Source organism: Verrucomicrobiia bacterium, from assembly GCA_035577545.1.
GTDB lineage: Bacteria > Verrucomicrobiota > Verrucomicrobiia > Palsa-1439 > Palsa-1439 > Palsa-1439.
In genome coordinates this window covers 94,755-113,328 of the sequence record DATLVI010000017.1, presented here as the reverse complement: position 1 = coordinate 113,328, position 18,574 = coordinate 94,755, and the positions used below count along the sequence as shown (strand labels likewise).

The 18,574-nt window shown below is 60.3% G+C and carries 14 protein-coding genes; 10 read left to right on the top strand and 4 right to left on the bottom strand.

Translation table 11 applies throughout. The features are described 5' to 3' along the window. Positions 1-25: 25 nt before the first annotated feature. A complete protein-coding gene (locus VNL17_06000; protein ID HXI83627.1) occupies positions 26-2,734 on the top strand; it encodes a response regulator in 2,709 nt (902 codons plus the stop codon). After that, entirely contained in the window at positions 2,722-3,351 is a 630-nt protein-coding gene (locus VNL17_05995; protein ID HXI83626.1) for a response regulator transcription factor, read from the top strand. The genes VNL17_06000 and VNL17_05995 overlap by 13 nt, the downstream gene beginning before the upstream one ends. A 10-nt stretch (positions 3,352-3,361) precedes the next feature. Here the strand turns inward: VNL17_05995 and rfaE1 are convergent, their stop codons facing one another. From rfaE1 to VNL17_05980, 3 genes are read right to left on the bottom strand one after another with little or no spacing between them, the layout of a single operon-like run. Next, positions 3,362-4,369 (bottom strand): D-glycero-beta-D-manno-heptose-7-phosphate kinase, encoded by a 1,008-nt coding sequence (gene rfaE1, locus VNL17_05990; GenBank protein HXI83625.1) that lies wholly within the window; start codon positions 4,367-4,369, stop codon positions 3,362-3,364. Next, positions 4,366-5,307 carry a hypothetical protein gene (locus VNL17_05985; GenBank protein ID HXI83624.1) on the bottom strand — a complete coding sequence of 314 codons (942 nt, stop codon included), beginning with the start codon at positions 5,305-5,307 and terminating at the stop codon, positions 4,366-4,368. The genes rfaE1 and VNL17_05985 overlap by 4 nt, the downstream gene beginning before the upstream one ends. A 1-nt stretch (position 5,308) precedes the next feature. Next, on the bottom strand, positions 5,309-6,166 hold the full coding sequence (locus tag VNL17_05980) for a DUF3108 domain-containing protein (GenBank protein ID HXI83623.1): 858 nt from the start codon (positions 6,164-6,166) through the stop codon (positions 5,309-5,311). A gap of 162 nt (positions 6,167-6,328) precedes the next feature. On the opposite strand from VNL17_05980, the gene VNL17_05975 reads away from it, so the two are divergent. Beyond that, a complete protein-coding gene (locus VNL17_05975) occupies positions 6,329-7,243 on the top strand; it encodes a hypothetical protein (protein ID HXI83622.1) in 915 nt (304 codons plus the stop codon). Between the two features lie 19 nt (positions 7,244-7,262). On the opposite strand, the gene VNL17_05970 is transcribed toward VNL17_05975, so the two are convergent. Beyond that, entirely contained in the window at positions 7,263-8,543 is a 1,281-nt protein-coding gene (locus VNL17_05970; GenBank protein ID HXI83621.1) for a cytosine deaminase, read from the bottom strand. A gap of 128 nt (positions 8,544-8,671) precedes the next feature. On the opposite strand from VNL17_05970, the gene VNL17_05965 reads away from it, so the two are divergent. The 7 genes from VNL17_05965 (at position 8,672) to VNL17_05935 (ending at position 18,556) form a co-directional block, all read left to right on the top strand. After that, the gene (locus VNL17_05965; protein HXI83620.1) at positions 8,672-9,220 is read left to right on the top strand and encodes a LysM peptidoglycan-binding domain-containing protein; all 549 of its coding nucleotides are present in this window, start codon (positions 8,672-8,674) and stop codon (positions 9,218-9,220) included. A gap of 86 nt (positions 9,221-9,306) precedes the next feature. Continuing rightward, positions 9,307-10,317, top strand: coding sequence for a PhoH family protein (locus tag VNL17_05960; protein HXI83619.1), 1,011 nt, complete (start codon positions 9,307-9,309; stop codon positions 10,315-10,317). Continuing rightward, complete coding sequence (gene ybeY / locus VNL17_05955) at positions 10,314-10,787, top strand: rRNA maturation RNase YbeY (protein HXI83618.1); 474 nt, start codon at positions 10,314-10,316, stop codon at positions 10,785-10,787. Before VNL17_05960 ends, ybeY begins: the two co-directional genes overlap by 4 nt. Before the next feature lie 143 nt (positions 10,788-10,930). Next, on the top strand, positions 10,931-12,673 hold the full coding sequence (locus VNL17_05950) for a PKD domain-containing protein (protein HXI83617.1): 1,743 nt from the start codon (positions 10,931-10,933) through the stop codon (positions 12,671-12,673). Between the two features lie 75 nt (positions 12,674-12,748). Next, a complete protein-coding gene (locus tag VNL17_05945; protein HXI83616.1) occupies positions 12,749-14,908 on the top strand; it encodes an alpha-L-arabinofuranosidase in 2,160 nt (719 codons plus the stop codon). Positions 14,909-15,254: 346 nt separating this feature from the next. After that, positions 15,255-15,758: a hypothetical protein gene (locus VNL17_05940; protein ID HXI83615.1), complete on the top strand. Its 504-nt coding sequence runs from the start codon at positions 15,255-15,257 to the stop codon at positions 15,756-15,758. Next, entirely contained in the window at positions 15,755-18,556 is a 2,802-nt protein-coding gene (locus VNL17_05935; GenBank protein ID HXI83614.1) for an Amuc_1099 family pilus-like system protein, read from the top strand. Before VNL17_05940 ends, VNL17_05935 begins: the two co-directional genes overlap by 4 nt. Positions 18,557-18,574 lie beyond the last annotated feature (18 nt).

The window sequence follows — 18,574 nt, the reverse complement described above, 5'->3', positions numbered from 1 at the left end:
AAGTGAACCGCTACGGATTTTAACGATGAGTATATTCGCCAAGACATCGATTCGCGGCAAACTGATCTGGATCACGATGCTCGCCAGTACGGGCGCCGTGATCCTCGCATGCCTGGCGTTTGGGCTGTATGAGTTGCTCAATTACCGCCGTCAGATGAGCCGCGATCTTTATGCCTTGTCCGAAATGATCAGCGCCGAACAGGCGGCCGGGCGGGAGATTTCCGACCCGGAAGTGGTCAAGGAAGTGACTTCCTGGGCCGGTCAACAGCGCTCCATCGTCCTGGCCTGTGTCTACGGCAAGACCGGCCAGCTCTTGATCAAATACTCCCGCGACAACAATCTACCACGCCGGGCGGTGCCTGCATTGATCGGGGACGACATCGACCGTATCGAGGACGGTTATCTTGTCCTCTATCAACCGATTCTTCATCAGGGAAAGAAGGCCGGCACCGTCTTCATCCGCTCCGACCTGCGCTGGTTCTCCGAGCGCCTGACGGAGGATCTCCGCATTCTGGCGATCATTTTGCTGTCCTCATGGCTGGTGGCGCTGCTCCTGGCCGCCCGCCTGCAACGGTTGATCTCCGCGCCGATCCTTCACCTGGTGGAATCCGCGCGCACTATCTCGGAAACGCACGACTACTCGATTCGCGTTGCCAAATCCTCAAACGACGAACTGGGAATGTTGACCGAAGAGTTCAACCGAATGCTTCAACGCATCCAGGAGCAGGACGAAGCGATACGCGGTGCGAAAGAAAAAGCCGAGTCCGCCACGCGCACCAAGAGTGAATTCCTGGCCAACATGAGCCACGAGATCCGGACGCCGATGAACGGGATCATTGGCATGACCGACCTGGCGCTGGACACCGAACTCTCCTCCGAGCAGCGTGAGTACCTCAACACCGTCAAGCTTTCCGCCGACACGTTGCTCGCCCTGATCAACGACATTCTCGACTTCTCAAAGATCGAGGCCGGCAAGCTCGATCTGGATCCCATCGACTTCAGTCTGCGTGATAATCTGGACGATACGCTCAAGACCTTGGCCATGCGCGCCCACCAGAAGGGACTCGAATTGGCCGCGCATATCCTCCCCGACGTCCCGGATGAACTGGTCGGCGACCCGATCCGCCTCCGCCAGGTCGTTGTCAATCTCGTCGGCAACGCGATCAAGTTCACGGAGACGGGCGAGGTTGTTGTTCGCGTCGAGTTGGAGTCGCGCGAGAATGACGACATTCGCCTGCACTTCGCCGTAAGCGACACGGGGATCGGCATTCCCGCGAACAAGCAGGGAGTCATCTTCGATGCTTTCTCGCAAGCGGACGGTTCGACCACGCGCAAGTACGGTGGGACGGGACTCGGTCTTGCCATTGCTACGCAGTTGGTCCAAATCATGGGCGGTAAAATCTGGGTCGAAAGCGAAGTGGGCAAGGGCAGCACCTTCCATTTCACCGTCGTGATGCGCCCTTCGCGGGACCTCAAGTCGAGAACACGCGCCCGATATGCCGACCTGGAGGGATTCCGGGTGCTCGTCGTCGATGACAACATCACGAGCCGCCGCATCCTGGAAGAAGTGCTGCTCAGTTGGCGGATGAAGCCGGCAACTGCCAGCAGCGCAGCCGCCGCATTCACCATGCTGAAAGAGGGACACGCAAGCGGTGAACCGTTTGGGTTGGTGTTGTTGGATTGCATGATGCCGGAGACGGACGGCTTTGGCCTGGCCGACCAAATCCAGAAGGATGACGCGATCGCACGGACCACATTGATCATGTTCTCTTCGTCGAGCCACGGCAGTGTTGCGGCGCGTTGCCGTGAGATGGGGTTGGCCGGCTACCTCACCAAGCCTGTCAAACAGTCCGACCTTTTTGATGTCATCACCTCGGCACTCGGCGACCAGACTAAGCTGGTCGAAGGACCTGCCGAACCGGTCGAACCCGTCGCGCCATCTCCAGCTTACAAGCTGCGAGTGTTGTTGGCGGAGGACAATCCCGTCAACCAACGCCTGGTGGTCAGGCTGATGGAAAAGCGGGGCCATATGGTCGTCGTCACCGGCAACGGCAAGGAAGCGCTGGCTGCCTTGGAAGATGGGCAGTTCGACGTGGTGCTCATGGATGTCCAGATGCCCGAGCTGGGTGGCCTCGAGGCCGCCGCGATCATTCGCGAGCGTGAAAGAACAACGGGCGCACATATGCCAATCGTTGCCATGACAGCTCACGCGTTAAAAGGCGATCGCGAGCGTTGCCTGGAAGGCGGTATGGACGCCTACGTGTCAAAGCCCATCGAAGCACGGCTGTTATTTGAAGCAATCGCAAGCGTGGTTCCCGTGAACGTGCCGGAAGCGAATGCGGCGGAGCGGCTCGTCCCGGAAGAGGCGCGGCCCAATACGGACGTATTCAACAGCGAGGGGGCGCTGGCCATGCTTGACGGCGACACCGGACTCTTTGTCGAATTGATGAAGTTGTTCATGAGCGAGTCCGTCGATTTACTGGAACAGATTCGCGATGCCATCGAGCAACGCGATGCGAACCGGCTGGAGCGGGCCGCGCATTCGTTGAAGGGGTCTGCCGCCGCCTTCTGTGGTGAATCGACCCGCGCGGTGGCGCAAAAGCTCGAAGCCATCGGCGCGAGCGGCGATCTTGATCAGGCGGACGGGTTATTTATCGAGTTGAAGAGGGAATTGGTGCGGCTTACGGACGCGCTGGCGGAATATCGAAAGGAGAGTGTGCTGTGCGAGTCCTGATTGCGGAAGACGATGCGGTGTCACGCTGCTTGTTGGAGGCGACTCTGACCAAGTGGGGATACGAGGTCGTCACCACCACCGACGGCTTGCAAGCACTCGAAGTCCTGAGCCAACCCGACGCGCCATCCCTGGCGATCCTGGACTGGATGATGCCGGGGCTGGATGGTGCCCAGGTCTGTCTCAAGGCCCGCGCGGCGGCCGGCGAACGGCTCCTTTACCTGATTTTGCTCACCGCCAAGGGCCGCAAGGAGGACATTGTCGAAGGCCTGACAGCGGGCGCGGATGATTACGTGGTCAAGCCGTTTGACCGACCGGAGTTGAAGGCGCGCATGAACGCTGGCGAGCGCATCCTCCGCCTGCAAGCCGAGCTGGCCGCGCGCGTGAAGGAACTCGAACTCGCGCTCGCGAACGTCAAGCTGTTGCAAGGGCTGCTGCCGATTTGTTGCTACTGCAAGAAGATCCGCAACGACCAAAACTACTGGCAACAGGTGGACTCCTACGTCGCGGACCACTCCGAGGCGCAGTTCACGCATGGCATCTGCCCGGACTGCCGTGATCACATTGTGAAGCCCGAACTGGAACGCCTCAAGCACGACCAGGAACTGGCCTGCAAATAAACGGGCGGTACTAGCGCCGATTGCGCGCGAAGCTCTTCACCAATTCGCGCGCCGAACAGGTGGCGGTACCGACCTTGCCGACGACGACGCCCGCCGCGTGATTCGAAATCTCCGCCGCTTCAATCGGGTCGGCCCCAGCAGCCAGCGCGAGCACGAGTGTTGCAATCACCGTGTCGCCTGCGCCCGAGACATCGAACACTTCCTGCGCGACCGTCGGGATGTGGTGCGGCTTCTTGCCGGGACGGAACAAACAAACGCCGTGCTCGCCCAGCGTGATCAGCAGGTTGCGCGGCTTCCACGTGCGCAATAATTTTTGTCCAACCCGCAACAGCGGTTCGTCGCGCAACACTTCGTCGACCGGCTCGACGTACGGCAGGCCCGCCGCCGCGAACGCCTCGGCCCGGTTCGGTGTCACCGCGGTGAGACCGGAGTAACGGAGCCGGTGACGTGAATTCGGGTCGGCAGCAGTGGTTTTGCCCGCCTGGTGGGCCCGTCGTTGCAGGATATTGAGCAACCTTTGCGACAAGACGCCTTTGGCGTAATCCTCGAAAACAACAGCGGAGACGCCGTTCAGATGGGTCTCGAAACATTCCAGGACTTTGCGCTCCAGCGTGGCCGATAGTCCCACGCATTTTTCGCGGTCGAAGCGGACCATCTGCTGGTTGTGGGCGACAATGCGCGTCTTGACCGTCGTGGGACGGTTGGGATCCACGATCAAGCCACCAGTGCGGATGCCCTGTTGTTCGAGCAGGCCGCGCAACTCGGCGCCGGCATCATCGTCCCCGAGTACGCCGAGCACGCTGACCGACGAGTCGAGCGCACGGAGATTGCGGGCGACGTTCGCCGCGCCGCCGGGAAAGAATGACTCCCGCGTGATCTCCACCACGGGCACGGGGGCCTCGGGCGAGATGCGCGATACCTTCCCCCACAAGAACTGGTCGAGCATCACATCGCCGACGACGAGGATGCGCTGGCGGGGAAAGTGGGAAAGGATTTCACGAAGCCGCCTGGAGTTCATTTGAGTTGCTCGAGTGTCGCCGCAGCCCACAAAGGGACGAGCAGTTCGTGGTGGCCGACGATGTAGTAGCCATGACCGCCCTTGTGGGTGGGACGACGGACGACGTTTTCGGTGGGGCGATAGTGGCGGACCATGTCGAACGTGACGGTGGTGAAGTTTTCCACCTTGTGGCCGAGATTGCGGGCGATCGTGAGCGCCTTGAGGAAGACCTCGGGCATAATGACGGCGGAACCGATATTCAGGATGATGCCGCCCTCGAGTTGGGCGACGACGGCGGCGAACTTCTGGAAGTCAAGGTACGTCGCCTCCCCGAGCACGCTGCCGTCCGCCGTCGGATGTTGATGAATGATGTCCGTGCCGATGGCGATGTGGACGGTGGCGGGAATATTACTGACGACGCTTTGGTGCAGGATGCTCAACTCGCGGTTGCGGAACTGGCCGGTGACGATGGCCTCTCCGAGCGCGCGACCCGCGCCGAGGCCCTGTTTCACACCGGCGGCCAGCGCCTGGTTCATGAGACGCCCCGTTTCGTCGATCATCCCAAAACTACCGTCATCGAGGCCACGCTGGACGTCTTCGCTCGTCTCGCCAATGTAGGCGAGTTCGAAATCATGGATGGCGCCCGCGCCGTTGGAGGCGATGGCCGAGATGACACCGCGTTGGATGAGGTCGATGAAGATCGGGTTGAGTCCGCACTTGATGGTGTGGGCGCCCATCATCACCACGACGGGCCGGCTGTTGCGGATCGCCGCGACCGTTGCGTCGACAATGGCGCGGAAATCGTTGCCCACGAGGATGTGCGGTAGCGAATCAAGGAACTGTGCGAAACTTCCACCCGCTTTCCAAACGCGCGCCAGCTCGTTGAGATGGACTTTGTTCGGTCGCTCGCGAATCGGGTAGGTGCGGATGCGATCGAAGTCGAGCGGTGGAAATTCCATGTCAGCGTTCCGACGCGAGGGTGCTGCCTTTCGCGGCCAGCGGCGCCAACGTAACCGAGCCGGCGGATTTGTTGGTAGTCCCGGGCGAAGGCTTGCCCGGCGTAATGCTGAAGAGGACCAACTTCGCCGTGCCGAGTTTCAACTCGGAATTGACGAGCAGCGGCAGGCGACGCGGGTCATCGCTGACCCAGAACCACATGTGACCGTTGTTGGCGGAGATGATGTTCAGGGTCGGTGTCGGCTCGATCCGCAGCGCCTGGACATCGCCCACGGGGCGCACCCACATCGTCTTGCGCATGTCGGGCCGGATGATGACGTTGTAGTTTGTGTCGCCGGCGTTGATCGTGAACGACTGCTCGGAATCGAGCATCAGTTTTTGCGTGCGCACGTAGTAGAGCGACGAGACCACGTCGAGCACGTGTTGGTCGAGCGGCGTATGTCGCTCGCGGCCGTTGACCTGGTTCTTGGTGACCGTTTCTTTGGTCGCGTAATCGAAATGCGTATCGCTGTTTCGGTGGTGCTTGCCTTCGCTGCGGTCTTCACGGTACTGGCGGGTGAACAGTCCGGTGCGGTCGAGCCAGCTCTCCGCGGTGCTGTCGACGGGGAACAACCATTCGGCCAGCCCACTCGTCTTCGCTTTCGCGACGAGATGATAGCAGTCGTGGCCGTCCACCGGATCGATACCTGCCACCTCCAGGGTGGCGCGCCCGACGACGAATGGCCCCCAGAAAATCTGGTAGGTGAGCTTTTCGCCGACGGAAAACGGGATGGTCTCGTCGCCATCGGCGAGCATCGCGCCAGACATCGCGAGGAGCAGGCCAAGAATTGCTGTAAGTGTTTTCACAATGCTGAGTTGCATGGAGTATAGGAACGCCTTCCGCAGGTTTCAACGAAAAAGCCCGCGTGTTCGGTTTCGCGAGTTAGACAGCATGGGCGCGCCTGTATTCAAATTTCCTGGACAAAACATTGTGGCGGCACGGGCGGCTTGCGCTTTTTATCGCGACGGCTACACTGCCAGCCCATGTGGCAACGGTTCCAGCGGACGTGGGTGGTTGCGGTCGCGATCCTGCTTGCTCACCGGCTGGTGTGGGCCGAGTCGCCCTCGAATAGTCTCCCCGCACCCCTGCAACAATCTGACGCCTGTGTGCGCCGACTGCACGAGATCTATGACGGGGCGGTCAGGCTGGAAGAGAAAACGTCACCGGAGCAGGCGGCACTGGCGGACTGTGTTCGCTCGCGTGCGCTGAAGATCAAGGGCTTGCTCGATCTTACAGAAGCGACGCAGAAGGACATCCAGAAGGCCGTCCGCGCCGCGGAATCGGACAAGGCAATGGACTATCTTGACAGCGTGAAAATATCCTGCGCACGCGCGGAGAAACTGCTCCTCGAAGCCGAGGAATGCGCCACCACCCTCGCGCTCAAGACCGCGCCTGCGAAAGATGCACCGGCGATTGCGACGAATGCCAATGTCACAATCGAGGTCAGAATTCCACTGCGCCCACCTTCGCCATCGGTCAATCGCCGATTCGTCGAGCGCACCGCGCGAACGTGCCTGCACCATGAGCAGTTCGCCGTCCTGCTGGCGCGTGCAATGGATTTGAAACTCGATCCTCACGCGACGCCCGAGGATTGCAGCAAGATGCTGGCGAAGCTCGCCATCGAACCGCTCGGCGGCTGGCGCCCCGGCAAATGCGTGACCGTGGACAACGTCTATGTGGCCTGCGCCCGCGCGATGAACCTGAAGGTGAAGGATCCCGAAGACCCGCTCAGCTACGGCCAGGCGCTGCGCGACGAGGGCCTGGGTGTGGACACGATCTTGCCCGAGCGCGACCCGAAACTGGATCCACCGTTGGTAGTGGACTCCGAGGTGCGCGCATTCCTAACGAGCGGCTACGCCGCGCCCCTGCCCAGTGCAAAACGCGTCGCGCCGGATTAGCAAGGGCGAAGAACAAGACTCACGCAACCGTGAAGTCGATCGCTTCTTTCTTCCATCCTTTCCGACAGAGGACGGTTTCACTCGGGGTGGTGCGGGCAACGATCTGGCCATGGCGCATTACAATCAAGCGGGGGGCGATGCGGCGGAGGGCATCGAATTCGGTAGTGGCGTCGAGAAGGATCAAATCGGCTGGGTTGCCGACGGTGAGACCGTAATCTTTGTCAGTCGTGCCGAAGGCCTTCGCGGGATTCCTGGTAATCATGTCCCACACCTGTGGGATTTCGCTGGCGCCGCTCATCTGGCCGTAGTGGATCCAAACGAAGGCGACTTGCAGGGGATCGCCGACGCCGAGCGGGTACCACGGATCCATGATCGAGTCGTGGCCGATGCCAACATTGACGCCGGCGGCGAGAAGTTCCTTCACGCGTGTGTGGCCGCGTCGTTTGGGGTAGGTGTCGAAACGACCTTGTAAGACACTGTTGTCGCACGGGTTGGTGACCATGTGCAGGCCGGCGCGCTTGATGAGGCGAATGAGCTTGAATGCGTACGAATTGTCCACGCTGTGCATGGAAGTGGTGTGGCTGGCGGTGACACGTCCGCTGAGGCCGCGCCTGATGGTCTCGGCCGCCAACACTTCCGTGAAGCGCGAATTCGGGTCATCGGTTTCGTCGATATGGAGGTCGAGCGGTTTGTGATATTGCTGCGCGAGGTTGCAGGCGAATTTCACATCGGCCACGCCGTCGTCGCGGGTCATTTCGTGATGCGGGATACCGCCGACGATGTCGCAGCCGAGTTCCATCGCCTGATCCATGAGCCGTTCGCCATTGGGAAACGCGTAGATGCCGTCCTGAGGAAACGCAACGAGTTGAATGTCCACGAGCCCCGCGAATTCCTTCTTCACCTCGAGCAGCGCCTTGACGGCGGTAAGTTGCGGATCGCAGACATCGACGTGGCTGCGGATGCGCGTGACGCCGTGGGCGAGTTCCCATTTCACAGCGAGGGTGGCGCGGCGCTTCACATCGTCGAACGTGAGCGTCCGCTTGCGTTCCGCCCAAATCTCGATGCCTTCGATGAGCGTGCCGCTTTGGTTGAAACGTGGTTGTCCCACCGTGAGCACGGCGTCGAGGTGGACGTGAATATCGGTGAACGGCGGAGAGACGAGTTTGCCGCCACAATCGATGACCTGCCGCGGGCGCGCCTTGATCTTGGGAGCAATCTTGGTAATGAGGCCGTCGTTGACTGCGATGTCGATATTCTGGTCGTGCCCGCGTATGCGCGCGTTGCGAAGAATCAGGTCCATGAAGCGCCTCCGTTGGGCGCATTGTAACGTGCAGATTGCCAAGTGGAAGCCTGTTTTAAAAAGCGTTGACGGTTGTGGGCGATGGTGTTATCACCAAGGCGTAATGCAAGGAGGAAGGTGTTGATATTATGAAGAGTCCCGCAAGAATTTTGCTTTCATTGTCCCTCGTGGGGAGCACAGTGCTGGTTTTCAATGGCTGTGCGACGCAACAGAAGCGCATGCAGCCCATCAACGAGGAACAGAAGAGTGAGTTCCTCAAGGGGATGGACGTGGTTGAGAAGCCGGAGCTGGAACCCGAGTGGGCGGATTTCGTCAAGGACCGTTATCCGAACTGGCGCCACCACTACTGGGTGGACCGTGGCCAATGGGGGAACCGCGGTTACATTGTCGGTCGCCCCACAGCGGAAGCGGAGCCAGTGGTGGAAACAACCATCACACCGTTGCCGCCCGCGCCGATGGCCCCGCCGACCATTGTCGAGAACGAACCGCCAAAGATCGAGGCCCCCGAGAGGCCGACGAAGTACGTGGTGAAGAAGGGCGACTCGCTCTGGAAGATTGCGGGCAAGGTTTATCATAATCCGCTGAAGTGGCCGCGCATCTACCGCGCCAACAAGGAAAAGATCAAAAATCCGAACAGGATTTTCGCCAATCAGGTTTTGATCATTCCCCAGGATTAGCGGACGACCCAGGGCAGCTCGGTTGCGAAGGGCGGGCACATGCAGTATGTTTCAGTCGCATGAGGGAGCGACGCAGTAGCTGACACATGGCAAGCGAAACACTGCATTTCGACAATGCGCGCCAGGCGCAGTCGCTCTACGCCAACGAACCGAAAAATCTTCGCCTCGTCGAAGACCTGTTCAATCTCAAGGTCACGGCCCGCGACGGTTGGATCAACCTCGAAGGCGCTCCGGTCGACGTCGAGCGTGGCAGATCTCTCTTTACCGAATTGCAACAGGCGATCGCCCGCGGCACACCCATTCGGCGGCAGGAATTCAGCCGTGCCGTGAGCGCCATCTCGCGCGGCGAGCCGCTGAAGATGCAGGAGCTTCACGAGGGACGTGTTGATGTTTCCACGCGCAAGCGGCCCATTGTGCCGAAGACCCAGGGACAGAAACGTTACCTAGAAGCGATCCGCAAGAACGACATCGTCATCGGCATCGGACCCGCGGGCACGGGCAAGACGTACCTCGCCATGGCGATGGCCGTTCACGCGCTGCGCAGCGACCGCGTAGGCCGCATCATCCTGGCCCGGCCGGCCGTCGAAGCGGGGGAAGCGCTGGGGTTTCTGCCGGGAACACTGGAAGAGAAAGTCAGTCCGTATTTGCGTCCGCTCTATGACGCGCTGCACGACATGATGGATCCTGATGAGATCCAGCGCAACGTAGAGCGTGGCGTCATCGAAATCGCGCCGCTGGCGTATATGCGCGGGCGCACGCTCAACAACGCGTTTGTCATTTTGGATGAAGCGCAGAACGCGACCAGCGAACAGATGTTGATGTTCCTCACGCGCATGGGATTCGATTCCAAGGTCGTGATCACGGGTGACATCACGCAGGTGGACCTGCCCGGCCACAAGATGTCAGGCTTGATTGAAGTGCAAGGCGTCCTCAAGGGGATCCCCGGTTTGGAGATCGCGTACTTCAGCGAACACGACGTGGTTCGCCATGAACTTGTCCAGAAGATCGTCGCTGCCTATGCCAAGTTCAAAGAGGAGCGCGAACGACGCCGGCAGGAAACCGCCGCGAACGGCAACGGCAAACCACCCGCCGCATGATCCCCGACATCAGCCGGGTGCGCGTCGCCGTGAGCGACCGACAACGTCGACTGAGGGTCAATACCCGCCGGCTGGCCGAAATCGCCCGGCGTACGCTCGAACTCGTCGATGATTCCGGTTCGCAACTCAGTGTTGTGCTGGTGAACGACGCCACGATTGCGAAGCTCAACGCGCAGTACCACGCCGCATCCGGCCCAACCGACGTGCTGAGTTTCGATTACGGAGAAGGGCAGGGCGAGCTGATCATCTCGGTCGAGTGCGCCGTCCGTCAGGCCAGGCGCTTCCGCGTGGCACCCGGGCGTGAGCTGGCACTCTATGTTATCCACGGCATCCTGCATCTTCATGGTTACGATGATCAGACTGCACTCGACCGTCAGCGCATGCGCGCCACGGAGAGACGACTCATGTCGCAGTTGGGCGCAGAGGGTAAACTGAAAGGCCTGATTTCAAAACGAACGGCGAAGCCATAGGGGCCGCTTGGGTAACTCTTCATTGACTTTTGCGACACAATGAGTTTTAATTAAGCTCCTGCAGTCGTTATGTATGTAAGGGCTAACCTTCGCGTTTAGGGACAATGATGAAACACGTCGCGATGCGTTTTCTTCTGGCCAGTATGGCCTCCTTGATAGCCTGCTGCTTTCCGGTTATTACCTCCGCACAAACCCGGACAATCCGTATCGTTGCCTACAACATCGAAGACGACATCAATGGCGCCACCACTCCGCTGCCGGGCCTGATTACTCCCTCGAGTGGTGGAAGCGTGACCAATGGGGGCGTGCTCGAAGGCATTGGCGAGGAGAACCTCGGCGCCGACCCGGCCCAGCCGATCGATATTCTGGGATTGGAAGAGACGACCAGCAACCCGATCACCGTTCAGCCGATTGTGGACGGCTTGAATATTTTCTATTCCACCCGAGGCATTCCCGCCGGGTACGCGATGAGCACCGTTCAGGGGACGGAAGTCGGCGGCGTGCTCACCAATGGAAACGGCCCCAACGCCCTCGTCTATAACACCAACACGGTGCAACTGATCGCCTCGGTCGGGGTTGGGACACCGCACGGGTCGTCGAATGGGGAATATCGTCAGGTGATGCGGTACGAGTTTGCGCCCGCCGGTGTCGTCGCGACGACGAACAATGTATTTTACATGTATGTGAGCCACTACAAGTCGGGTTCGGATCCGAGCGACGCGACTGCCCGCAACGGCGAGGCCCAGATCATCCGTGCGGACTCGGCGACGCTGCCGAGTAATGCGCGGATTCTTTACACCGGTGATTTCAATACCGGTCTCAGCAGCGAAGCCATGTACCAGACACTGATCGCCCCAGGCGTGAATCGCGGTATCGATGTCCTGAACCCGTCTGGCTCGACCACCAACAATTGGGCCGCGACAACCACCAACAAGGGCATCCTGGCGGCGATGAGCGAATCGGCCACGCATCTTCAGTTCCGGGACGACTACCAGATGATGACGAGCAACGTTTTTTTTGGCGTGGCGGGGGGGCTGGCGTACGTTCCCGGAACGTACCACATATTTGCGAACAATGGCACAATCCCTTACAACGGCACCGTAAATTCCCTGGCCAATACCGCCTTGAGCAGCGACCTCAACACGAATGTGACAGGACTGACCCGGTCGCAAATCTATCAGGATCTCACCACCGCCAGCGATCATTTGCCCGTGGTGGCCGATTACACGATCCCAATTCCTGCGTCAGCACCGGTGGCCAGTTTCAACGGTAGCCCGACCAATGGCGTCGCTCCGCTCGCCGTCACTTTTACCGATACCTCCAGCGGCACTATCACCAATTGGTTCTGGGACTTTGGTGATGGCGGCACAACCAATCTGGCGACCAATAGCGTCCTCTATACCTACAACACCGGGGGCGTCTACACCGTGACGGAAGTCGTCAGCGGCCCCGGAGGATCGGGCACCAACACACAAATGAATTACATAACGGTGTTGACGCCATTTCAGGCCTGGCAGGTCCAGTACTTCGGGAGTACCACCAACCCCGCGGCGGCCGCGAATGCTGATCCGGACGGTGACGGCCAGAATAATCTGGCGGAGTTCCTGGCGGGCACCAACCCGACCAACAGCGCCTCGGGTTTGCGCATCACTTCGGTCGCGGCTCAGGGCGGCGACGTGTTAGTGAGTTGGACGACGGCGGGCGGGTTCACCAACGTTGTCCAGGCGACCGCTGGCTTGGTGGACGGTTCCTATTCGACAAACTTCCTTGACCTGAGCCCGTTGATCATCATCCCCGGAAGCGGCGACGTCACCACCAATTACCTCGACAGCGGTGGCGCGACCAATGTCCCCGCCCGTTACTACCGCATTCGTTTGGTCCCGTAGCGTTGGCGAGGCGTTCCGCGCAGCAGATAGCATTTGCAGTCTTCACGTTCAACTGGCACGCTAATCGCGGAACGAATGCCCATGCTAACCATGCATCGATCCTGTCTTTTCATTCTGGCCCTGACGGGGTTCGTCGGATCTGTGTGCGCGCAGACGGACCAGTCGGTTTACGGGGATTCGTTGGGAACCGGCTGGCAGAACTGGAGTTGGGCGACGGTCAATCTCAATAACCACTCGCCTGTGCATGCGGGCGCGAACTCTATCAGCGTCACTGCTGCGGCGTACCAGGCGTTGTATTTGCACCACGATGCGCTCGATTCCAGCGCGTACAGCAACCTCACCTTTTGGATTCATGGCGGTCCAACCGGGGGACAGCAATTGCAGGTGCAGGCCCTGCTCAATGGCGTCGCCCAACCAGCCGTCGCGCTGGCGCCTCTTCCCTCCAACACGTGGCAACACATCACTCTCTCCCTCGCCTCCCTGGGCGTGACCAACAAGCCAAACATGGATGGCTTCTGGATTCAGGATACCAGTGGCACGAACAAGCCTACCTTCTATGTCGACGACATCACGATGGCCGCCCTGCCGCCGCCATCTGTCGTGCATATCAGCATCAACGCCACCCAGGTCGTCCGCGCTGTCGATTCACGGATATTCGGCCTCAATTCCGCCGTTTGGGATGGCGTCTTCGATACCGCCAACACCATTGGGTTCCTCGACAACATGAACAACCAGGCCTTGCGATTTCCGGGTGGCTCGCTGGCCGATGATTATCACTGGGCCTCCAACACCACCGACACCAACACATGGACGTGGGCCACGTCTTTTGACAAATTCGCCGATGTCGCCACCAGCACATGCGCCCAGGTGTTCACCACGGTCAATTATGGCTCCGGCACGCCGACCGAGGCGGCGAGTTGGGTCCAGTACTCCAATGTCACGAAGCATTACGGCTTCAAGTATTGGGAGATCGGCAATGAGAACTACGGTTCGTGGGAAACGGACACAAACGCGCTGCCCAATGACCCCTACACATACGCCACGCGATTCCAAGCGTACTTCAACCAGATGAAAGCGGCCGATTCTACCATCAAGATCGGCGCGGTCGCCGTGACCGGCGAAGATAGTTTTTCGAATTACACCAATCACCCCGCCCATAATCCTCGAACCGGCCAGGTTCACAATGGTTGGACGCCTGTGCTCTTGGCGACCCTGAAAAGCCTGGGCGTAACCCCGGATTTCCTGATCTATCATCGCTACGCGCAGGCACCGGGCGCGGAAAGCGATGCCGGCCTGTTGCAGTCCTCCAGCACCTGGGCCAGCGATGCTGCCGACCTCCGCCAGCAGCTCAGCGACTACCTCGGCTCTTCAGCAACCAACGTTGAACTCGACTGCACGGAGAATAATTCTGTCTACAGCAACCCCGGCAAACAAACCACCAGCCTCGTCAATGGTCTCTTCCTGGCGGACAGCCTTGGCCATGCGCTGCAAACGGAGTTCAATGCGGTCCTTTGGTGGGACGCGCGCAACGGCCAGGAAACCGGCAACAACAATGACCCCGCGTTGTACGGCTGGCGTCAGTATGGCGATTATGGGATCACCGACTTCGCCGATCCCGCGTCCCCCGCAGACCGTTACCCGACCTTTTATGTGGCCAAACTGTTGCAATACTTCGCCCGCGGTGGTGATCAGATCGTCCAGGCGACCAGCGATTATCCGCTCCTGTCCGTCTATGCCGCGAAGCGCACCAACAACTCGGTAACGCTGCTCGTCATCAACAAGAGTTCCACCAACGCTTTGAACGCCAATTTGTCGATCAGCGGCTACTTACCGGCCACCAATGCGGTGGTGTATTCTTACGGCATCCCCCAGGATGAGGCCGCGCGCACCGGCATCGGATCTGCCGACATCGCGCAGGCCAGCTTCACGGGCGCTGCCAGCAAGTTTTCCTACAGTTTCCCTCCTTACTCGGTCAGCGTGATTTGCCTGACGAATCTGCCGCCGCCGATTATCGTCGGTATCGTCCGAAACGGAAACGGCAGCGTCATACTCACCTGGATCGCCAAGTCCAACTGTACCTACATCGTGCAAGACTGCGGCGCTCTCTCCAACTCCTGGCAAATGATTGGCTCGCCCACAAACGCCGGGCCAACCAACACCACGCTTTCGTATACGGACATCTCCGCAACATTCGTGACCCAGCGCTTCTACCGCGTCGGCTTGGTGACTCCTTAATGCCTGGCCGCTACTAACGCCCGCGGTCGATCTCGTAACCGATATGACCTAACGTTTTCCTGCCTTGGAAAGTCATAATCTACTCGACATTAGGGCCATGCTTTGGTCTACTACCCGGCTGGAGAAGTAAGCGACTACCGTCACGATGCGTTTGCTCGATGCTTTACTCCGAGGATCGCATGGTTCAATGAAGGCACCGAACGCATCACACGGGTCGCGCTCTAAACCGGTTCATCGCACCGCGGCTCTATTTCCATCCCTATGCCGGCGTCCAATTAAGAAGCTCGTTTCCGTCGTCTCGTGGATCGAATTCCTGGCCTCCTCCGTCTCGGAATACGGATTCGACGTGGACTTTCCCCTAACGCCGCCGTGCTGGCTGGCGATTGCGTTTTGCGTGATGTTTGCCACCATTGGCCACGCCGCCGTCGGGCATCGCATCCTCGGCATCGGGAAATGGAAGGTCTCGACCAACCTGTCGGGTGAAACACCGTCGCTGTCCGACTCTGCCAATTCAAAATTCGTCGACGTCAAATCGCACCGGATTAGCGACCGATCCACAAACCTTTACGAGCATGATCTCACCGTTAGCGGAGGCTACCACGGTCAGATGAGTGCCGGCGGCGTGCTTGTCACCCCAAGCGACGCCGTACCTGCGCTCAACTTTCTAGGTCCGGTAGCGGCGCGGGGGCCCCCGTCGGCCAGCGAAGAAAGTACGTACCCATTTGACGGCGCCCCGCTCTCTCTCCAGATCCGCCTTCACGATTCATCCGTATCCGCAACGCGCGACGCTTTCTGCAGCGGCACCGACCAAATGCCGGTTCGTTCAGTCATTCATGGAGACCCAACATGAAAACCAGAATCCTCGCCGTGATCGCACTCGGCATCATGTTGACCTTCCCCGCTCGCGCCGCCACGAACAGTTGGACGGACGGTACCGGCAAATGGGAGTTCGGCAGCAACTGGTCTGGCGGTGCGCCTTCCATCAGCGACAGCGCCGACCTCATCACGAACGCCGGCAACAACACCGCAACCATCGACTCCTTCACCACCAACTCCCCGTCCACGCTGACCATCAGCAATCTCACGCTCAACGCCAACACCCTGCATGTCTACGATGCCGGCACGTCCGCGCCGTTACGCGTCCTCAACCTTCTGGCGATGACCGCCAACGCCAACCTGCTCATCAGCAATTCCGTCGTGCGCGTGGACACCGAGCTGCAACTCGGCGCCTTCGGCTCCAGCAACCACGTCGTCGTCTCCGGCGGCGGCCAATTCATCAGCCCGCTGACGACCATCGGGGGCTTGCCGGGCTTCAACGACAACATTCTGGTTACCGGCCCCGGCTCCACCTGGGTCAACACGAACAGCAGTCTCAGCGTCCGCAACAGCTCCGGCGGGTATGCCGTCATCGTTTCCAATGGCGCCAAGGCCGTCCTCGCCAACGTCTTCCTCGGCAACAGCGCCACCGCCGACAGCAACATCGTCCTCGTCGCCGATGCCGGCTCGACCTGGAGCAACACCGGTACGCTCAACATTAGCGGCAACAGCCGCGGCAGCCAGTTCATCGTCAGCAACGGCGCCTTCGCAGTCAGCGCCAATGTCAACATCGGCAGCCCCCTCGGCAGCAATCACACCGCCGTCGTCACCGGCACCAATTCCGTTTGGGTCTGCACCGGCCTGCTCTCTGTCGGCAATACCGGCCTTGGCCATCAACTCGTGCTCGCCAACGGCGGCGCGCTCTTCGTCACCAACGCCGCCGGCACGGCGCTGCTCAAGTTCGACGCCGCCACGCTCGTCCTCGCCAACGGCACGTTCAAGAGCGACAACCTCGTCCTCACCAACGGCTCCACCCTCGTTACGGCGGCCAATCTCACCGTCGGCAATGTCGCGGGCACCACCGGAGCCGTCTCGGTCGTGGACAACAGCACGCTCGTCGCCACCAACAGCACCACCACCATCGGCGGCGGCAGCAACAGCACCGCCAGCTTGACCTCTTCCAGCAGCACACTCAACCTCGCGCAACTGGACGCGGCGACCGGCTCCAACTCCACCGCGACGGTGACATTTCTCGCAAACACCACCACGTTTATCCAGAGCAACCTGACGGCCGGGGCCGGCCTCGGGTCCGTCGCCACCATCTTGGTGAACGGCGGCAACCACACCGTCAACGGCATCATCGGCGTCGGAAATAACGGCGCGCTGACCGGCGGCAGCGGCACCGCGCAAATGACGATTGCGAATACCTCGGTCACCGCGCGGGGCGTCAACCTCGGCAGCAGCCTTGGCGGACACGGCATTATGACGATCCAGCCCGGCGCGATCCTGCACATCGTCGGCGGCTGCGCGGCGTGCGGGTTTTCTACAAACGAAGGTGAGTTGAACGGTGGGACGATTGACTCGACCAATGCCCCGTTCTGGGCCGGGATGACGCATGCCGGCGAGTTCATTATCTCCAACGGCGTGGCCACGTTCCAAAACGGCTTCGTCGGGTTCGATAATCTCGGCTCGTTGACACAGGCCGGGGGCACGTTGAACGTATTGAGTAATCTGGTCGTCGGCACCTCGGTGGGTGCGACCGGTGTCGTGACGATGACCGGCGGGTCGGTCTTCGTGACCAATGGCGTGTTCGCGGTGGGCAACGGCGGGTCGCTCCTGAGCACCGGTGGCGTCGGGCACGTCACACTGTCCAACGGCGTGGTAGAGTCAGCCAGCGTCTTGATCGGCGACAACTTCGGCAGCGACGCCAATCTGACCGTGGCCGGCACCGGCACGGTCCGCGCCCACGGCGGCCTGCGGTCCAACGGGATCCGAACCACGGTGGTCAACGGCGGCACGCTGGAAGTTGTCCTCGGCCCAACGCCCGCGTTCGAGGATCCGATCTTGCACGACCGGATCGTTATTGGTTACCTGGCCGACGGCAAAATGATCGTGTCCAATGGCACAGCACGCACGCCCGGGCTGTTGGTGGCCGCCAGCGCCGGTAACACCGGCACGCTGGAGCTGCCCGGCGGGATCACGAGCGTGTACTCGAACATGACCGTCGGTTTTATTGGGTGCGCGTCGACGGGTATCGTGACTGTGGCCGGCGGCAGTTTGTACGTAACCAACGGCGGCACGGCGGTGCTGGAAGTGCGCAGCGGGACGTTCACCCTCAGCGCGGGCACGGTGGTTGTGGACAAGCTGGTCATCACCAACGCGTGCGCGCGCCTGTTACACACCGGCGGCACGTTGGTGTACAGCCAACTCGTGCTCGACCCGAACCAAAGCGCTGTGGGAGACGGAATTCCGAACGGCTGGAAACAGCAATATGGCCTTGATCCGTTTGACCCCAATCTTGGCAGCCGCGATGGCGATGGCGATGGGATGAGCAACCTGCAGGAGTACCTGGCTGGCACCGACCCAACCAACAACGCGTCGGCATTTCGCATTACCAGTGTCATAAAGACTAGCAGCGATGTCCGCGTGACCTGGACGATGGGCAGCAATAAGACCAACGCACTGCAATTCGCCAACGGGGGGAATTACACGACGAACTTTACCGACCTGTTCACCGTAACCAATGCCGTCGGCACCAGCACCAACTACCTCGATCTCGGCGGCGCAACGAACGCACCTTCCCGCTACTACCGCGTGCGTCTGATACCCTAGGAATTTGCTGGTATAGCG

What these genes read in the sequence shown, in the direction of transcription:
- VNL17_06000 (HXI83627.1), top strand. Translation starts at nt 26, where the DNA reads ATGAGTATATTCGCCAAGACATCGATTCGCGGCAAACTGATCTGGATC.
- rfaE1 (HXI83625.1), bottom strand. Translation starts at nt 4,369, where the DNA reads ATGAACTCCAGGCGGCTTCGTGAAATCCTTTCCCACTTTCCCCGCCAG.
- VNL17_05985 (HXI83624.1), bottom strand. Translation starts at nt 5,307, where the DNA reads ATGGAATTTCCACCGCTCGACTTCGATCGCATCCGCACCTACCCGATT.
- VNL17_05980 (HXI83623.1), bottom strand. Translation starts at nt 6,166, where the DNA reads ATGCAACTCAGCATTGTGAAAACACTTACAGCAATTCTTGGCCTGCTC.
- VNL17_05975 (HXI83622.1), top strand. Translation starts at nt 6,329, where the DNA reads ATGTGGCAACGGTTCCAGCGGACGTGGGTGGTTGCGGTCGCGATCCTG.
- VNL17_05970 (HXI83621.1), bottom strand. Translation starts at nt 8,543, where the DNA reads ATGGACCTGATTCTTCGCAACGCGCGCATACGCGGGCACGACCAGAAT.
- VNL17_05965 (HXI83620.1), top strand. Translation starts at nt 8,672, where the DNA reads ATGAAGAGTCCCGCAAGAATTTTGCTTTCATTGTCCCTCGTGGGGAGC.
- VNL17_05960 (HXI83619.1), top strand. Translation starts at nt 9,307, where the DNA reads ATGGCAAGCGAAACACTGCATTTCGACAATGCGCGCCAGGCGCAGTCG.
- ybeY (HXI83618.1), top strand. Translation starts at nt 10,314, where the DNA reads ATGATCCCCGACATCAGCCGGGTGCGCGTCGCCGTGAGCGACCGACAA.
- VNL17_05950 (HXI83617.1), top strand. Translation starts at nt 10,931, where the DNA reads ATGGCCTCCTTGATAGCCTGCTGCTTTCCGGTTATTACCTCCGCACAA.
- VNL17_05945 (HXI83616.1), top strand. Translation starts at nt 12,749, where the DNA reads ATGCCCATGCTAACCATGCATCGATCCTGTCTTTTCATTCTGGCCCTG.
- VNL17_05935 (HXI83614.1), top strand. Translation starts at nt 15,755, where the DNA reads ATGAAAACCAGAATCCTCGCCGTGATCGCACTCGGCATCATGTTGACC.